Source organism: Roseburia inulinivorans DSM 16841, assembly GCF_000174195.1.
Taxonomy (GTDB): domain Bacteria; phylum Bacillota; class Clostridia; order Lachnospirales; family Lachnospiraceae; genus Roseburia; species Roseburia inulinivorans.
Genome location: NZ_ACFY01000086.1, coordinates 100,751 through 118,017, shown reverse-complemented (window position 1 = coordinate 118,017; position 17,267 = coordinate 100,751). Strand labels below are relative to the sequence as shown.

Below are 17,267 nucleotides of genomic sequence, written 5' to 3'. Positions count from 1 at the left end.
TCAATGACAAACTCATACTTTCTGCACGGCATTCTTTTTACTGCTGAATGAAAAGTAACCCGCTTTTTTCTTATTTGATCGTCATAAATAAACCTGACTTGCGCAATGCCGGGCGAAGAGCCATATAAATCGCAACGGCAGCGATCACAGAAAGCACTGCATTGATACTGGTTGCCGTAATGTTCCATGCAAGTGTCACTTCTGCCGCCGGCTTTCCAATAATGACTCTCTTGTAGAAATAACCGACAAGCGGATCAAAAATCATATTGAAAACCATTCCACAGATAGAAGCGATCAATGTCCATTTAAATACATGTTTCGTATCATTGGATGTGGAAATTTTTCCCAATTTGTGTGCAACCAGCCCGGTGATAAGACCGATACAGAATTTTAAAAGAAAAGTCTTTGGTGCGTAAATAATATAAACCGGATCAAGCAGATCGCCGATCGTCATTCCGATTGCACCGCCAAGACCGCCATATACACCGCCAAGCAGTAATGCACCTAATACGCATACCGCATTTCCAAGATGTAATGATGTTGCATCGCCACCCGGAAGTGCGATCTTAATCTGCAAAAACGTAAATACGACATAGGATAATGCAGCCATCAAGGCTGTCAGGGTAAGTTTGTAAACTTTTTCATTTCTCATAATAAGGTTCTCCTCTTGTAAGTTTTTCAGATCAGTCACTCAACCTGCCTGATCCTTACCCCATATCTTACGCAAAATTGGTTTTGTGTATATAGCCAGTTTTGTTTGTTTTGAGCATACCAGATTACTTTTCCTGAAAAAACTCGATCTCCTCGCCAACCGGTCCGATGCAAAAAGCAACACGGATTGGGAATGGCGGATTTGAAGCGATCACCACGTCTTTGGGCTCCACGGTGATCTGATATCCACTTTCACGGACAATTTTCACACATTGATCCACATCGTTTGTTTTGAAGGCAAAATGTCTGATACTGCCCTGTGGCAGGCCATTCTCCGCGTTGGTGAATACTTCCACCAGACCATCGCCAGTCTCAAACATAAATCCTTCCAGCTCCGTTTCTCCCCAGGAACGAAGGATCGGCAGTCCGAGCAGCTCTCCGTAAAAATGTTTCACCTTTTCAATTTCGTCTTTTCTGCATTTGATGCACACATGATGGATTCCCTGAATTAACATTCTTTTATTCTCCTTCACTCATTATTTTTCGTCTCAAAACAGATATCCGCATTTTTCTTACTATTTCTTATTATAACACCAGTTCCACATGACGCTCTATTCTGACGCCGGATTCCTCGATTCTGTCTTTTTCCTGCGCATACTCCTCCGGGCGCATGCGCCACGCAAGTCCGCACCCTGCGGAGATCTCCTGCGGCAGCGGGATCATCCTTCCCGGTATCCCATGCTCATGACAGTAATCTTCCATCGCCATTGCAGCTGTCGTGGTATGAAATGTGAGTAGATGATAATTTTGTTTTGTACGCATAGACACTCCTTTCGTCAGATCAGTCCCAGCACTCCTGCCAGTTTTTCACACGCCCCATCTTCAGCAAAAATATTAACGCCTTCCAGATCCGTACTTCTGTTCGCAAAAGCAGGGAATAAAAAACCTGCCTGTGGCATGCCCGCCTCATATTCGCCTACCGTCGGACAGACCGCCACGACCAGAAAACGATAAACCTCCTCCGATTCCCACTGGCTCTCCTTGTCTGCGCCTTTTACCGGAACATCATAGTTTCCACAAAAAACCTCGATTGTGTAAGGTTTATCCACAACATAGCGTTCCCCGATATATTCATACAATGAATACAACAGTGCATCGTTTTTCAGCTCGCAGTCCCTCAATGCGGTCAGCAGATGCCAGATACTTCCCGGTTTCTTCTGTCTGCTGTCAATCCTAAAGTTTTTCAACTGCTCATTGGTTTTTGCATATGGGATTGTCTTGGCGATTGCAAGCTGTTTCTCTTTGTCTGCTGGAGACAGCTTTAAAAAATGGGTGTTGAACGAGCCGTCAATGAATCCTTCCTCATCCATATAAGCACCCGCTACACGGTTAAAACAGTTTCTTGCTATCGTCATTCTTCTGGTCAGTTCCAGCATATCTTCTCTGTCGATGTGCATGATAATATCTCCATTTATATCTTAATATCTGCAGCCAATTGTGACGCAATTATTTTTCACTTACCGAGTCAGTATCGTGTTTTTCCAAAATCTCCTGCCACGCCCCAAGCAGCCTCTCCATCTGGAACACCGCATTCGCCGGACTTGTGGAGGGAAGTTTTCGGATGTCCCTGCCAGTGACCGGATAAGTATACTTTTGATACAGGTCATATGCTTTCGCACCATTGGCATAGATTGTCCTGATCGGCGCATGGTCAAGGATCACAGACAGCTCCGCCGGAACAACATTTTTGATGGAACTGTCGGAAGAACCTGCAATATCGCACTCTGCGATCACATCCCACAGCGCAATATGATGTTTTAACAGCAAATCCTTTTTCTCTGGGATTCTCTCCGGCACAGGCTCACAAAAAAGTGCCGCAATGACTTTCCAGAAACGGTTCTGCGGATGTCCATAATAAAAATTCTGCTCTCTCGACTTCACGGAAGGAAGTGTACCGAGAATCAATATCTCTGAATTTTCATCAAAAATAGGATCAAATTCATGTTTTACATGTGTTAATTTCTGATTTTGCTGTTTCATGCCAAATTCCTACAATTCCATAATAGAAAAGACGTTCTTATCCATCTCTTTCGTCTTGGCACCTATTTTAGCATAAAATTACTTCTTTATAAACAAAAAGAACAGTCCTCACATTTTTTATGTTAAGACTGTTCTTACTGTCCACATTCAACTTTTATGAAGCTTCGCACCGGTCAAATTCGAGAACGACTTTGAATAAATCTCCGTCCACGAAAAGCTGCATTTTTCCATGCATAAGTTCCATCAGGCTTCCTGCGATCGACAAGCCCAGACCATTTCCTTCTGTGTTTCTGGAACTGTCTCCACGGACAAATCGCTCCATCAGCTCCTCACTGGAAATGTTCAGCGGATATCTGGAAGTGTTTCGGAACGTAATCTGCACTTTCTCTCCGGTCTGCTCTAAATTGATATAAACTCTTGTCTCCGGCTGTGCATATTTGCAAATGTTGTTCATCAGATTATCAATAACACGCCAGAAATGTCTGCCATCCGCCATAATATAAATCGGTTCTTCCGGCTTTTTGATCTGAAGATCTAATTTGTTCTTCTCGGTCTTCTCCTTAAATTCCCCTACAGTCTGCACAAGGAACACTCCTGCCTCCAGTTTTTCCAGATTCACGGAAAGGCTTCCACTTGACGCTTTGGATGCCTCTATTAAATCTTCGATCAACTTTTTCAGGCGGGCGGACTGCCGTTCCAAAACCTCTAAATATTCCTTTGCATTCTCATTTGGGATCTCTTCTTTTTCCAGTAAATCCACATAGTTGATAATGGAAGTAAGCGGTGTCTTAATGTCGTGCGAGACATTGGTAATTAATTCTGTCTTGAAGCGTTCGCTTTTCATTTTTTCGTTCACCGCTTTGGAAACACCCTCATTGATGCGGTTTAAATCTGCCGCATGTTCTTTTAGTGCCGGAAGCATATGCTCCGTATTAATCTGATAATCCATATCGCCCTCCGCGATATGTTTTCCGCCTTCCTGAAGTCTCTTCATCTGAATTAAGATTTCTCCGCCCGCAAACAGAATCACGGCTTTCTCTGCAAACCAGACGATCATGATTTTAGAATAATCAACACCAAACACAACAAAGATCAGAACTTCCAAAAAGTTTACGCCAAGAAAAATCGCAAGCCCTTTCCACAGGATGGACTTATTCTCGCCCACTTTGTTCCAGCCACGGTAGATCGAACGGAGCACTTTATAGATGAGTGTATTTCTCCACCACTTTCCAAGCTTGATACGCACTGCAAAATCCATAAGATACCCAAGTGCCAGCCATCCGCCACATAAAAGCAGAAAAAGCATTGCCGCCGCATAAAAAACATAGTTGTCAGGACTTCCGGCATTGCCAAGCAATGAAATGCCCACTGCCAGACTTGATTCTGCTGCTAAAAATATGACAGTAAACACATCGACCGGTACTTTGCAAAGAAAACTTCCCTGCACCTGTTCCTGATCTTTTTTATGCCCTGCTGCACTTACCAGATAGACAAAGCTTGCCACAAACACCGTCAGACTGAGTGCAAGGATCACATATACACTGTATTTCATATGATCCGCCAGATTCACAATCTCATTGATCTGGACAAAATAATCGCTGCCCCAGACTCCGACACCCTCTTTTTTTACAAGACTATCCGCATCCGGAATCACAGATAATACATAGTAATCGGTTCCTGCATCACTGCCCTGAACAGTGGAAAGGAAATCTGCCTCGGTGGAATCATAATCGGTACGGTTTTTTATCATATCATCCGGCAGCCCTCCGACATAGGAAAGCTCTACCGGCTGCGATGTAACCGTTGTCGGTGCACTCACGACTGTCTCTGACACTGTGACCTGCTCTGTCTGCTGTTCCTGCGTATATGGATAACGCATCTCTGCCGTCCAGTCTGATGTTCCATAAGAATAGGTGGTCGCAGTCAGCTTCCAAAACGTCAACGGTGCATTTTCCAGAATATTTTTTACATTGCGCAGATCATTTTCATCTGCACCCTTTGCATTCTGGATGGTAATACAAAGTACCGCCTGACCGTCACCTTCTGACATCCCCTGCTGCAGTGCCTCATACTCTTTATCTGCCGTATTGTATACATACGCATAGTCTGTCGTCTCTCCGGTACTGTCATCCACCAGTGTCACTTTCACTTCTGACACCGGGAAATACCATATTTCAGCTGCAGTTTCTCCTTCTTCTGAAATCTGTGCAGCTGACACATCTGACACCTGATAATAAAAAATACCGCTATCTGTATCATACACATATTCATTGATATATTTATTTCTGTACTCTCTGGTACTGTGCGTAATGTAATACCCGCCAAGCACAGAGTTGTCCACATAAATCGATGTGTCAGCATTCATATTACACTGAAAAAGATGAAGATTGTCGAGACTTACTTTCTCATCAAAATTCGACTGCACATAGGTGCTCTGCTGATTCAGATCCAGTTTTTCCAATTCCTCGTAATTGGACGCTTCCACAACTCCATACCGGAAGTTGGTATCCTTAAAATAGGTTTCATTTTCCGTGTTATTCAGATTCAGCAGCACTCTCGCAGAGTACTTTCCGGCAATCCGTTCAAACTGCTTCTCCCGGATGTCTTCTACACTTCTTGTATAAAACCCAAGTTCACTGATGGCATATGCCCCGGCTGTGCCTGCCAACAGCATCAGTGCTGATACTGTGATCAAAATCCACGCAATGATTTTTGCCACGGGCGATTGTTTCAACTGTTTCATATCGACTGTCCTTTCTCACTTACACTTCCATTTTATAGCCTCTCCCCCAGACAACTTTTAAGTGTCTTGGTTCCGCTGGATTATACTCCACTTTTTCCCTCAGGTGTCTGATATGTACCGCTACCGTATTCTCATTCCGAAAAGGATTATCATTCCACACTTTCTCATAGATTTCATTTGGCGAAAAAACCTGTCCCGGATGCTGCATCAGAAGTTTTAAAATATCATACTCGGTTCTTGTCAGCTGCACTTTATCCCCATCAAGTGTCACTTCCTTCGTGACATCATTCAGTTCGATCCCGCCGATCACGATCGTGTCCGGTCTGACCGTGCCGCCTCCCAGTTTCATGTAACGCCTGAGCTGGGATTTTACGCGCGCCTGCAGTTCCACCGTATTAAACGGTTTTGTCACATAATCGTCTGCTCCCACGGTAAGTCCGAGCACCTTATCGGTGTCCTCGCTTTTGGCGGTGAGCAAAATCACCGGAACATTGCTGACTTCACGGATTTTCAACATTGCTGTGATGCCATCCATCTCCGGCATCATAATGTCCATAAGAACAAGATGAATATCTTCCTTCTTTAAAATTTCCAACGCCTCTCTGCCGTTGTAAGCCTCAAAAACCTGATAACCGTCTGCCATCAGATATATTTTCAATGCGGAAACAATATCTTTTTCATCATCACATACTAATATACGGTACATTTTCTTCTCCTCCGGATTCGAATGTTCTCAGTGCGTAACTGAATCATTCCATTTATGATCATGTACTTATTGTAAAGGATTCTTTATGAACTTCCAATGAGGTAAAACATTAAGATTTGATGAAGTTCTTTCGCTTTTTTCCTCTCTTCCATGCTTTGGAAGCATTGCCAATCTCCTCCTATTGTCTATTTGTTACAAACTTGTTACAATTTATTTGTCCTTAAGAAATATGTTTGTAATATTCAAGCATTGGTTCCCAGCTTCTCCCCGAAGTTGAATACCGGTTTGGAACTGTCTGAAGGACAAACGATAACTCTTTATGCGTTATCAAAAAAATAAAAATAAGGAGGTCGTCACTATGTGTTTTACAACTAATTGCGCTGAATTATTTAATCTGATCTGCAAATATTTTAAATTTGGTTGCTAATTCTATTTCAGATTTTCAGCTATATCATGATTTATATAATGGGATATTAAAAATATTCTCTATTGTATAAAAAACAGGCAGCCCCGATGTTCGTAATGAACATTGGGGCTGCCTGTTTTGCTAATCTCTATTTATTTCATTTGTTTCTGGTTTTATCAGCAGTATTCCTTGATATAATCTGCAAAATACGGCAGCGCAAGTGAGACATATCCCTGTCGGTTATTCAATATTCCTCTTTTTATCAGACGATCCCTGTACATTGAATAACTGCCTGCTTTTTCACCCATAAGCTTCAGTATTTCATCACGCTTATATTCTTCCTTTTCTGTCAGCAATCCAGCCAGAAATCGATCCATTTCCGTCATCTCTTCCCATATTTTTTCATAGGAATATGCAAATAATTCTGACTTTAACTTTGAAAGGATATCTTCCAGTGTCTCATTCTCTTTTTTCTTAAAACACAGCACTCCTAATTCCTGAAAAGCGTAGGCATATCCCTTTGTAATCTTCGCCAGCTCTCTTGCCTGACTGACATCAATGTTTAATTTGCTCCTGTACATCTCGGTCATTCTTATCATATTCAGAGGTTCTGTCTTCACTGTCGTCGCTCTTCTGAAAAAGGTAAGGTTTTTGACATTGCAAAGTTCCTGAATATTTTCATATAAACCAGTGCATACAAAATAAACCGGATATCCCGCACGAAGCCATCTTCCATATTCTGATGCAAACTTTATCATCTCTTCTGATTTTGATGCTTCATCAATTCCTATTAATATCTTTTTTCCCTTCTTCTGGACATTCTGTATCATTTCTTCAACCTCTACACCAATGTCAAAGAAATGATTACTCTTGTCCGCTGTATATCCTATTCCACCGCCAGAGCCCAGCACTGTTGCTGAAATATTGATTCCAGTTGTTTTTTTCTCTTCTGAACCGAAACCGGCTTTGACTAACATTGCCGCTATCTGTTCGAGGATATCCCTTGTTGGATTCACATCAAAAACAAGCCAGTTTATATACCTGTTTTCATTATTCTTCAATTCTTCTTCCACCTTCGCAAGTATCACTGTTTTCCCGGAACCTCTGACGCCTGTTATTTTATATACCGACTCTGATGGATTTTCATATACAAAATTTTCTAATATCTCTTCTGTTTTTTCTGTGTGTATATAGGTATATTCCGGAGTTTTGCTAAATGTTGTTGTAAATGGATTCTGCATAAGTCACCTCACAATATTTTTTGCCGTTTATAGTTCTTTATACTTTTTGTAACATTTTATAGTTTTTTATACTTTTTCTATTGTTTTATACTTTTTTATATGTTTTTATACTTTTGTATTTATTTTATACCTTTTTATACTTTTTAGCAATAATTTCTTTTATATAAAAAAGAAGATACCAGCATATCTAATGCCAATATCTTCCAAAATTTTCATTTTCTTTACTCTGCCTCCCGCAGCCGTTCCACAATACTCTGTCTGCTTCCCGCCTGATAAAGTACCGCAGGGATCAGGCAGCCGAGCACTGCAAACACCGGAAGCATCGCAATAACCGGAAGGATTGTGAAATGATAAGTGCAAAACCAGAACATCTTCTCCATCATGTCTCCTGATAATGGTCCGCAGACCAAAGACAGAAGAAACGCCACCACTACAGAACCGGCAGTGTAAAACAGCCCTTCCTGCACAAGCATCTGCTTTAACTGGCGGTTTGTCATTCCAACCGACTGTAGCACTGCAAACTCTCTTTTTCTTGCAAGGATTCCGGTCATAATCGCATTGAAGAAATTTAAAATGCCAACCAGCCCGATGATCGCACACAAAACACCGCCCAGAAGGAAAAACATTTTCTGAAACTGTTCAAATTCACTTCGGATAGAAGCTTTGCTCTCATACATCAGAACAGAAGTATCTCCTGCCGTAAGTTCCGCAAGATAACGCTCCGCTGCATTTTCCGCTTCCATATCCGGAGTATCAAACAGATAGAATTTCCGGATCAGCTCTGCACCGCAGTCCTCCCTCATCCGTTCTGCCGGAAGTATTGTGTCATATCCTAATCCGCTATAGCGGAATGTCATGGCATATGGAACTTTCACAAGTGCGCACACGGTATAGTCCACTTCCCTTGGTTCTTCCTCACGGATCTCCACATACTCTTCCGGCGTTGTCGCAGGATCAGCAGGTTTACCTGTCCTGGTGTCAATCCAATACATATTCTGGTAAACCATGGTGAGCGTATCCCCTATTTTGGGATAACGTTCTACATTTTCCACATTGCCATAATCATCTGTGTGGACACGGATCGCAATTGCATGTGTATTCTCATCAAACAAAGGATCCAGTTCTCCATCCAATACCGTCACTTTTTCAAAGAGTGTCTCATCCAGACCTTCCAGTATCGTTGGCGTCTTTATCTCACTGCCTCTTTTTTCATAATACTCCAGTTCTTCTTCCAGCTTTTCTTCGCCAAGATACGGTACTGCCATTTTCTTATATTGCTCTGTATCCATCCATACCATTGTGGTCATATCTGTCGTATAGCCGCTGCCGCTGACCGTCTCACTCGTATTTTCCTGAATTTCTGCAATTGTTTCTTCTGAAATATATTCATCTGCATCATTGTAGCGGAAATAATCTGTGCTGCTCACGATAAAATCGGCACAGGTTTGTTGTGAAATGTATTTTTCCGTATCAAAACCACCCACAAAAGAACAGAGTACATTCAAAAGTGTCACCGAAAGTGCCAGGGATATCACAACAAGAACTGTTTTCTTTTTGTTTCTTCCCAGATTGGCAAATGCCATCTGATAAACCTTTGCTCCATGCGAGCTGCGGCGCTTTTTCTTCACACTGACACACTCTGTATATTTTGTTGCTTCCACCGGAGAAACTTTTGCTGCCATTTTTCCGGGCTTTGTACAGGAGAGGAAAACAGTGATCACTGCAAAGATCGCTGAGCCGGCAAAAATAACCGGGGAACTGCTGATCGTTACATGTGTTCCCACAACTGTTGTGCCCTTCAAAACAATAGGTGTCAGCCATGCCCCGATTCCATATCCCAGAAGAAGTCCGACCGGAATGCCACCCACACATAAAAGGAATGCCTGCTGTCTGATTATTCTTTTTAACTGCCGCGGCGTTGTTCCGATTGTCTTAAGCAGCCCGTAAAACCGGATATCTCCGGTAACTGAAATCTGAAAAATATTATAAATGATCAGATATCCGGTAAAAATCACAAGAAGCAGAAATGCTGCGATCGCAGCAAGAAGTTCCGGATCCATCCCTGCATTTAGCTGTGAAGCAGTAAGACCCCAGTTGACTCCAATACGGGCACTGTTCTCCTGATCTCTCGTATTCCAGTCATATCCTAAGTCTGTGTCGATTTTCTGCATCTGTTGTTCAATATTTAATTTTGAAGGCAGCATGACATTCAGGTCTCTCCGGAAAGCTTTCTCTCCTGATGCCATCCACTTTTCTTCCAGTGACTTCACGTAATCTTTTGATACATTGATATAATGAACCGGCATCAGATCATCATATTCCCAGTATCCTGACAGGATAAACGTATCTGTCTCCTGAAATCCCCCATTCGTTTTATCTCCAGCCTGATACTCTATCGTAACCTTTGCTCCCAGCTCCGGTGTCACCCCGAGCAGTTTTAATGCAACCGTGTCCATTGCGATCTCATTGCTCTTCTCAGGTTCTCTTCCTGTCGTCGGTGTCGCATAGCTCCATTTTGTACAGTTTTTATCCATGTAACTGACTTCTGCCGGAACTTTTCCAAAAACACCTGTGGTGTTGAATCCGCATGTGATGCGTTCTCCGGCTTCCCTGATTCCCGGATGTGCTGCTATTTTTCCACCTGTTCCTCACTCAGTTCTTTGAACGTTCCGTCCGAATAGCCGCCTACCTGTCTGAAATTGTAAGTTTCATAACTCTCATTCAACGACATAAGAATTGTGAAAAGTGATGTAAATAATAACGTGGTAAGAGCAATCGCAAAGATTGCGATAACATTTCTTTTTCTGGTCGCCCACAGCGATTTGTAGCTTAGTCTGCGTATGCATTTCTGATTTTTTACTTTCATAATTTTTCTCCGTTTCCTATTCGAATCTGTCCTGTACCTGTCAGTGTCTTTTACTTTATAATACGTCCGTCCTCAATTCGAATAATACGGTCTGCAAGCTGCGCAATCTCCTCATTGTGTGTGATCATCACAATCGTCTGTGCGAATTTCCGGCTGGTCACTTTCAAAAGGCTTAGCACATCCTGACTGGTCTTTCCGTCCAGATTTCCGGTCGGCTCATCCGCCAATATGATCGCCGGTGCTGCAGCTAATGCCCTTGCGATCGCCACCCTCTGCTGCTGTCCGCCGGAGAGCTGCCCCGGAAGTGCATCCAGTCTCTGCTGCAATCCAAGTGTCTCTGTAATGCTATCGATAAATTTCCGGTCTATCTTTCCACCGTCCAGTTCAATCGGCAGCACGATATTTTCATAGACATTCAAGACCGGAACCAGATTATACGCCTGAAATACAAACCCGATCTTTCTTCTCCTGAAAATCGTAAGTTCCTCATCCTTCAATGCAAAAATGTCTTTTCCATCCACAAACACTTTTCCCTCTGTCGGTCGGTCAAGTCCGCCTAACATATGTAAAAGGGTTGATTTTCCACTTCCACTTGTGCCGACAATTGCCACAAACTCGCCCTTCTCCACCGTAAGATCCACACCATCCAGTGCATGTACGGCTGTCTCTCCGCTTCCGTATATTTTCCTTAAACCACATGCTTTTAAAATATCCATATATCCTCCTTGTTTTGCGAAGCAAAATCCAATTTTACGAAGTAAAATTTGCTCTTCTAGTGAGGAGAGGATTTAGCCTCCTTGTTTTTTGTTTTGCGAAGCAAAAAAATCTGTATATAACATTTTTTGTTACATACAGATTATCACACAGTATTCTTTCCAGACTCTTTCCACGGCAAATGAAATTCTTACAGAATTGAAAGAATTCCATTTACTATTTAAAAAACATATTTCAGCGATTCCGGTATAGTTGATGTATTTTTTCAAAAATTATTTTTAGGCAGATAAATGGAAAACTTACTTCCCTGTCCGTATACAGAGGACACTTTGATATAGCCACCCTGCTCCTGCAAAATTTCTCTGGTCAGGTAAAGTCCGATTCCAACGCCCTCTTCATCCTTTACCAGTTCTGATCGATAGAACCTCCTAAAAATCTTCGGCAACTCCTCTTCCCGGATACCACATCCGGTATCTGCAATGTCAATTCTCACAAACATTTCATAAGAAATAGCCGAAACGGATATTTCCCCATGCTCTGTGTATTTAATCGCATTATCAATTACATTACCGATTGCTTCTCCTGTCCACTTCGGATCAAAATAAGCTTCAACATCAGTATTATGTAAACTTATCTGTAATCCTTTTTCTTCTGCTTTCTGTTTCAGTTCCCATACTGCTCGCTCTAACATTGGCTGTAGCTTTTCCATCCGAGGAACAAGCTGTAAAATTCCATTTTCCAGACGTGATAATTTCACAAGCGACTCGATCAGAAATTTTAGTTTCTGCGTCTGTTCATGGATTGCAGACACATTTCCTTCAATCTGCTGTGGAAGCTCCTCTTCAAGTAAAAGCTCACTATATAAGAGAAGATTTGCGATCGGCGTTTTTGTCTGATGGGAAATGTCTGCAATCAATGCTTTTATTTTGTCTTTCTCTGCCTCTACATTTTGTGCGGACAGAGCAGATGCACTTAAGTAATGGGCAAATTTTGTCTCCAACGCCGACATGCGTGTCTCGTCGAATTGTCCCTCTGTAAATTCTCCCTTGACTGCCACATTCAGCATTTCTTCTATTGTATCCATTGTTTTCTTTGTTCGTCTGTAATTTACAAAAATAATAATTGCGGTAACTGTCACGCAGATAAACACTATGAATATCCACATATCACTCCCACCTGTAACCAATTCCATACACTGTCCTGATCGCATGCTCCGCTCCAAGTTTATCCCGAAGTCTCTTAATGGATACCGATAGTGCATTCTCATCCACATACTCTGCGCCATCGCTCCAGACACGATCCAGTAAAAGTTCTCTGCGCATATTCATGCCCACATTTTCCACAAGAATCCGCAACAACTTCTGCTCGGTCTTACTGAGTTCGATCTCCTTACCGTCCACCATGAATTTCATCCGGTCAAAATCAAACACATACGGTTCTTTGCGGTAAACGTGTTCGTTATCCTTTTCTTTTTCACCCATTGCCGCCGCTTTTCGAAGCTGTGTATTCACTCTTGCGCGCAGTACCGACAAGGAAAATGGTTTTGTAATATAATCGTCTGCTCCAAGCTCCAGTCCATTTACAATATCGCCGTCGGTATCATTTGCTGTCAGTAAAATAACCGGGCAATCCGGGCAATCCCTCTTTATGCTCTGTAAAAAATCCAATCCGCTTCCATCCGGCAGATTGATATCTAACAGGATCAATGCTGGCATTCCACAGAGCAGTTGTTCTTTCGCATCTTTTAAATTTTCACAGGAGACAATCTGCCTGTCTGTTGCTGATGCATAAAGTCCGCTGCACACCTGCATGCTGTTATTATCTGTTTTTAACGCCTTGCATAAGCCCTGATTCAAAGCTCTGTCATCTTCTATAATTAAAATTTGCTGCATTCTTCCTTCTGCTTTCAGTCGTTTTTTTCATTATACACGAAAAAATCCCCAAAGTATATTCCATACTCCAGGGATTTTATATCATCTGAACTGCTATAAACAGCTATACTATGAATTAAACTAACTCAAGTAATACTTCTAAAGCGCCGTCACCTTTACGCTGTCCGATCTTAACGATTCTTGTGTAACCACCGTTACGATCTGCATACTTAGGAGCGATCTCGTCAAATAATTTTGCTGTAAGATCAACTTCTTTTGTATTTTTCTTCTTTCCAGCAGCTGCTGTTGGAACTTCTGTTACAGTGTAAAGAACTTTAAGCATTTCTCTTCTGGCGTGAAGACGGGAAGGCATATCTTTCTTGATTGTCTTTTCTACTTCATCATAAACAGTTACTTTCTTACCGTCTACTACTTCTTTTACTCTCTTGCCTTCAGCATCTTTGCGGGCAACTTTAGCTTTTACAGTAACTTCTTCGAAGTTATCTTTTTCTCTTACTGCCATTGCAATAAGACCTTCAGCGATTTTACGTACTTCTTTTGCTTTTGCTTCAGTAGTAACGATTTTACCGTTGTTTAATAATGCTGTTACCTGACCTCTTAATAATGCTTTTCTCTGGCTTGATGTTCTGCTTAATTTACGATATTTTGCCATTTTTAAATTCCTCCATTTGTGGTGTACATCCGGCCACGCTCTTTGGACTTACTTACCGAATGCCTTTTATATAGTTGCCACTCATGAAAATGTGGGGTGTTGTCACCTCACACGGACATACTACATGCTCATTGGACTTACTATTTCTGCCCGTTTTTCATAAGGTACCCTTTGAACATTAGCAGTTCAAAGAGAAGTGCACAACTTCGCTGTGCTTTATCGGAGTAAAACCGCAGGTTTTACTCTTCACCCTGGTTTAACTGAAGTCCTAACTCTTTTAACTTCGCTAAAACTTCTTCTAAAGATTTACGTCCAAGGTTACGAACTTTCATCATATCTTCTGGAGTTCTGTTTGTTAATTCTTCAACAGTGTTAATACCTGCTCTCTTTAAGCAGTTGAAAGAACGAACAGATAATTCCAGTTCATCGATGTTCATTTCAAGAACTTTTTCTTTTGCATCGTCAGCTTTCTCGATCATAACGTCAGCCTGCTGAGCAGCTTCTGACAGGTCGATGAAGAGATTTAAATGCTCACTTAAAACTTTTGCAGCCAAGCTTACAGCTTCGTCTGGTTCAAGAGTTCCGTTTGTATAAACATCTAATGTAAGTTTGTCGTAGTCAGTGATCTGACCGACACGGGTATTTTCAATAGAAAGATTTACTCTCTCTACTGGTGTATAGATAGAATCAATTGCGATTACGCCAATTGGAGTATCTTCTGTCTTATTTTTGTCTGAGCTGACATAACCTCTGCCTTTTGTGATAGTAAGCTCCATGTATAATTTACAATCAGCACCACCATTTAAGTTAGCGATTACTAAATCTGGATTTAAAATCTGAATATCAGAGTCAACCTGGATATCAGCTGCAGTTACAACGCCTTCACCTTCGAATTCAATATAAGCAACTTTTGGTTCATCGGATGAACTATTATTGCGGATTGCAAGTTCTTTGATGTTCATGATAATTTCAGTAACATCTTCCTTTACTCCAGGAATTGAACTGAATTCATGCAATACACCATCAATCTTAACCTGGCTAACAGCTGCACCTGGTAATGAAGAAAGCATAATTCTTCTCAAAGAATTACCAAGAGTTGTACCATAGCCTCTTTCCAATGGTTCTACAACGAACCGGCCGTACTTCTTGTCTTCTGAAATTTCAGCGATTTCAATCTTAGGTTTTTGAAAATCGAACACTACAAAGTCCCTCCTTCTCGGGTTTTTTGCTTACATTAAAAAGTAAACGCCATATGATCTGGCAAAACTGCCAGACAATGGCTTTACTCTTGTTAATCCGTTGCTCCGGTTTATTTAGAATATAACTCGACGATAAGCATTTCATCAACTGGAACGTCGATCTGCTCTCTGGAAGGTAATTCTTTTACAGTTCCCTGTAATTTCTCAGCATCTACTTCTAACCAGTCTGGAACTAATCTTCCACCAGTTACTTCAACGATGTCTTTCATTCTCTGAATGTTTTTGTTCTTCTCTTTGATTTCGATAACATCGCCAGCTTTTACAAGGTAAGAAGGAATGTTAACCTGTTTTCCGTTAACTGTAACGAATTTGTGGTCAACGATCTGTCTAGCTTCTTTTCTTGTTCTAGCAAATCCTAAACGGAATACTACGTTGTCTAATCTTGACTCTAAAATAGTCATTAAGTTCTGACCAGTCATACCTTTCATCTGATCAGCTCTCTCATAATAGTTGTGGAAAGGTTTTTCCAAAACACCATAGATGAATTTAGCTTTCTGTTTTTCTCTTAACTGAAGACCGTACTCAGACATCTTCTTGTTAGCTCTTTTTAATTCTCTATTGGATTTTTTATCATATCCTAAGTAACTTGGCTCTAAACCAAGTGATCTACATCTTTTAAGAACAGGAACTTTATTTACTGCCATCTTAGTATCTCCCTCCTAATTAAACTCTTCTACGTTTTGGTGGACGACATCCATTGTGAGGTACAGGAGTAACATCTTTGATACTTGTAACTTCAAGTCCGCATGCAGAGAGCGCACGGATTGCTGCTTCTCTTCCTGATCCTGGTCCTTTTACGAATACGTCTACTGATTTTAATCCGTGAATTAAAGCTGCTTTTGTAGCAGTTTCAGCTGCCATCTGTGCAGCATATGGAGTAGATTTCTTTGAACCTCTAAATCCAAGACCACCAGCACTTGCCCATGATAAAGCATTACCTTCAGCATCTGTAAGAGTAACGATTGTATTGTTAAAAGATGACTGAATGTGTGCCTGTCCGCGTTCAACGTTTTTCTTTACACGCTTTTTTGTCACTTTTTTTGTAACTTTAGCCATATCTAAACTAACCTACTTTCTCTAATAATAAATGATTAATTGCATCTTTAAAAGCAGTCACAAAGAAGCTTATTTCTTCTTATTAGCAACTGTACGCTTTGGACCCTTGCGAGTTCTTGCGTTTGTCTTTGTCTTCTGTCCACGAACTGGAAGACCTTTTCTATGACGGATACCACGATAACATCCGATCTCCTGAAGTCTCTTGATGTTCATAGCGATTTCTCTACGTAAATCACCTTCTACAGTCTGTGTATTATCAATAACTTCACTGATTCTCTTAACTTCGTCGTCTGTTAAGTCTCTACAACGAGTATTAGGATCAACATTTGCTTCTGCAAGAATACGATCAGCACTTACTCTACCAATTCCGTAGATATAAGTTAAACCGATCTCAACACGTTTTTCTCTTGGTAAATCTACACCTGCGATACGAGCCATGTGTTTTTTAACCTCCATTAATTCTCCGATGCTTTGTGCATCTAAGTTTTTATTATCAACGTAAAGTCACTTTGACCTCATGACTTCCTACAAAGCTCTTCTTCCCTATGCCTTTTGGAAGAATCTTCCAACCCATAACGGCATAATATCTTTGCTGTCGATTGCAAGCTAAGCAGCTCCGTTGTCGTCCGGCCTGAAATGTGTGCCATCGCCTGTCAACCATTTTTCGATGTTCTCTCTGTTATGTCTCGGTATTAACATAACAAAGCAGCTATCCATTGCTGTTATTATGATAACAGTGTCTACAACCTGATCGGGTGTTCCACTGCAGCCGCACATAATGAATTTGTAATAGTTATGGTACTATTACGATCAGAATAAGGAATAATTAACCCTGTCTCTGTTTGTGTTTTGGATTTTCACAGATAATTCTGATGCTTCCTTTTCTTTTAATGACTTTGCATTTTTCGCAAATAGGTTTAACTGATGATCTTACCTTCACAGCAAATCCTCCTTTCTTCTCAAAAGCCCCTTTTTGCACACACAAAAAGGCACTATTCAAAAGTGTCCGAATAGCATTATAGCATGTGCTTATTAAAGAAG

At 41.3% G+C, this 17,267-nt stretch carries 19 protein-coding genes; all 19 read right to left on the bottom strand.

Translation table 11 applies throughout. The annotated features are described in order from the left end of the window. Positions 1-70 precede the first annotated feature (70 nt). A complete protein-coding gene (locus ROSEINA2194_RS09160; RefSeq protein ID WP_044927538.1) occupies positions 71-652 on the bottom strand; it encodes an ECF transporter S component in 582 nt (193 codons plus the stop codon). A 124-nt stretch (positions 653-776) separates the two neighbouring features. Then, complete coding sequence (locus tag ROSEINA2194_RS09155; RefSeq protein WP_044927537.1) at positions 777-1,166, bottom strand: VOC family protein; 390 nt, start codon at positions 1,164-1,166, stop codon at positions 777-779. 70 nt (positions 1,167-1,236) lie between these two features. Next, positions 1,237-1,473 carry a putative Se/S carrier protein gene (locus tag ROSEINA2194_RS09150; protein ID WP_007885991.1) on the bottom strand — a complete coding sequence of 79 codons (237 nt, stop codon included), beginning with the start codon at positions 1,471-1,473 and terminating at the stop codon, positions 1,237-1,239. A 14-nt stretch (positions 1,474-1,487) separates the two neighbouring features. Continuing rightward, positions 1,488-2,108, bottom strand: coding sequence for a DUF4317 family protein (locus tag ROSEINA2194_RS09145; protein ID WP_007885990.1), 621 nt, complete (start codon positions 2,106-2,108; stop codon positions 1,488-1,490). 49 nt (positions 2,109-2,157) lie between these two features. Further along, on the bottom strand, positions 2,158-2,691 hold the full coding sequence (locus ROSEINA2194_RS09140; protein WP_007885989.1) for a DNA-deoxyinosine glycosylase: 534 nt from the start codon (positions 2,689-2,691) through the stop codon (positions 2,158-2,160). A gap of 154 nt (positions 2,692-2,845) precedes the next feature. Continuing rightward, on the bottom strand, positions 2,846-5,434 hold the full coding sequence (locus ROSEINA2194_RS19720) for a sensor histidine kinase (RefSeq protein ID WP_007885988.1): 2,589 nt from the start codon (positions 5,432-5,434) through the stop codon (positions 2,846-2,848). A 19-nt stretch (positions 5,435-5,453) separates the two neighbouring features. After that, on the bottom strand, positions 5,454-6,140 hold the full coding sequence (locus ROSEINA2194_RS09130; RefSeq protein ID WP_007885987.1) for a response regulator transcription factor: 687 nt from the start codon (positions 6,138-6,140) through the stop codon (positions 5,454-5,456). Positions 6,141-6,722: 582 nt separating this feature from the next. Continuing rightward, positions 6,723-7,787 (bottom strand): DUF8462 domain-containing protein, encoded by a 1,065-nt coding sequence (locus ROSEINA2194_RS09125; RefSeq protein WP_007885985.1) that lies wholly within the window; start codon positions 7,785-7,787, stop codon positions 6,723-6,725. 221 nt (positions 7,788-8,008) lie between these two features. Next, on the bottom strand, positions 8,009-10,321 hold the full coding sequence (locus ROSEINA2194_RS09120; RefSeq protein ID WP_007885984.1) for an ABC transporter permease: 2,313 nt from the start codon (positions 10,319-10,321) through the stop codon (positions 8,009-8,011). A 95-nt stretch (positions 10,322-10,416) separates the two neighbouring features. Further along, positions 10,417-10,653, bottom strand: a complete 237-nt coding sequence (locus ROSEINA2194_RS22015; RefSeq protein WP_007885983.1) for a hypothetical protein — start codon at positions 10,651-10,653, stop codon at positions 10,417-10,419. A gap of 50 nt (positions 10,654-10,703) precedes the next feature. Next, a complete protein-coding gene (locus tag ROSEINA2194_RS09115; RefSeq protein ID WP_007885982.1) occupies positions 10,704-11,369 on the bottom strand; it encodes an ABC transporter ATP-binding protein in 666 nt (221 codons plus the stop codon). Between the two features lie 263 nt (positions 11,370-11,632). Beyond that, on the bottom strand, positions 11,633-12,532 hold the full coding sequence (locus ROSEINA2194_RS09110) for a sensor histidine kinase (RefSeq protein ID WP_044927536.1): 900 nt from the start codon (positions 12,530-12,532) through the stop codon (positions 11,633-11,635). 1 nt (position 12,533) lies between these two features. Beyond that, on the bottom strand, positions 12,534-13,259 hold the full coding sequence (locus ROSEINA2194_RS09105; protein WP_007885979.1) for a response regulator transcription factor: 726 nt from the start codon (positions 13,257-13,259) through the stop codon (positions 12,534-12,536). A gap of 115 nt (positions 13,260-13,374) precedes the next feature. Next, complete coding sequence (locus tag ROSEINA2194_RS09100; RefSeq protein WP_007885978.1) at positions 13,375-13,911, bottom strand: bL17 family ribosomal protein; 537 nt, start codon at positions 13,909-13,911, stop codon at positions 13,375-13,377. 239 nt (positions 13,912-14,150) lie between these two features. Next, a complete protein-coding gene (locus tag ROSEINA2194_RS09095) occupies positions 14,151-15,110 on the bottom strand; it encodes a DNA-directed RNA polymerase subunit alpha (RefSeq protein ID WP_007885977.1) in 960 nt (319 codons plus the stop codon). A 110-nt stretch (positions 15,111-15,220) separates the two neighbouring features. After that, positions 15,221-15,814 (bottom strand): 30S ribosomal protein S4, encoded by a 594-nt coding sequence (gene rpsD / locus ROSEINA2194_RS09090; protein ID WP_007885976.1) that lies wholly within the window; start codon positions 15,812-15,814, stop codon positions 15,221-15,223. Between the two features lie 19 nt (positions 15,815-15,833). Then, a complete protein-coding gene (gene rpsK / locus ROSEINA2194_RS09085; protein WP_007885975.1) occupies positions 15,834-16,226 on the bottom strand; it encodes a 30S ribosomal protein S11 in 393 nt (130 codons plus the stop codon). 69 nt (positions 16,227-16,295) lie between these two features. Beyond that, positions 16,296-16,664 (bottom strand): 30S ribosomal protein S13, encoded by a 369-nt coding sequence (gene rpsM / locus ROSEINA2194_RS09080; protein ID WP_044927554.1) that lies wholly within the window; start codon positions 16,662-16,664, stop codon positions 16,296-16,298. 388 nt (positions 16,665-17,052) lie between these two features. After that, positions 17,053-17,166, bottom strand: coding sequence for a 50S ribosomal protein L36 (rpmJ, locus tag ROSEINA2194_RS09075; RefSeq protein WP_003022746.1), 114 nt, complete (start codon positions 17,164-17,166; stop codon positions 17,053-17,055). Positions 17,167-17,267 lie beyond the last annotated feature (101 nt).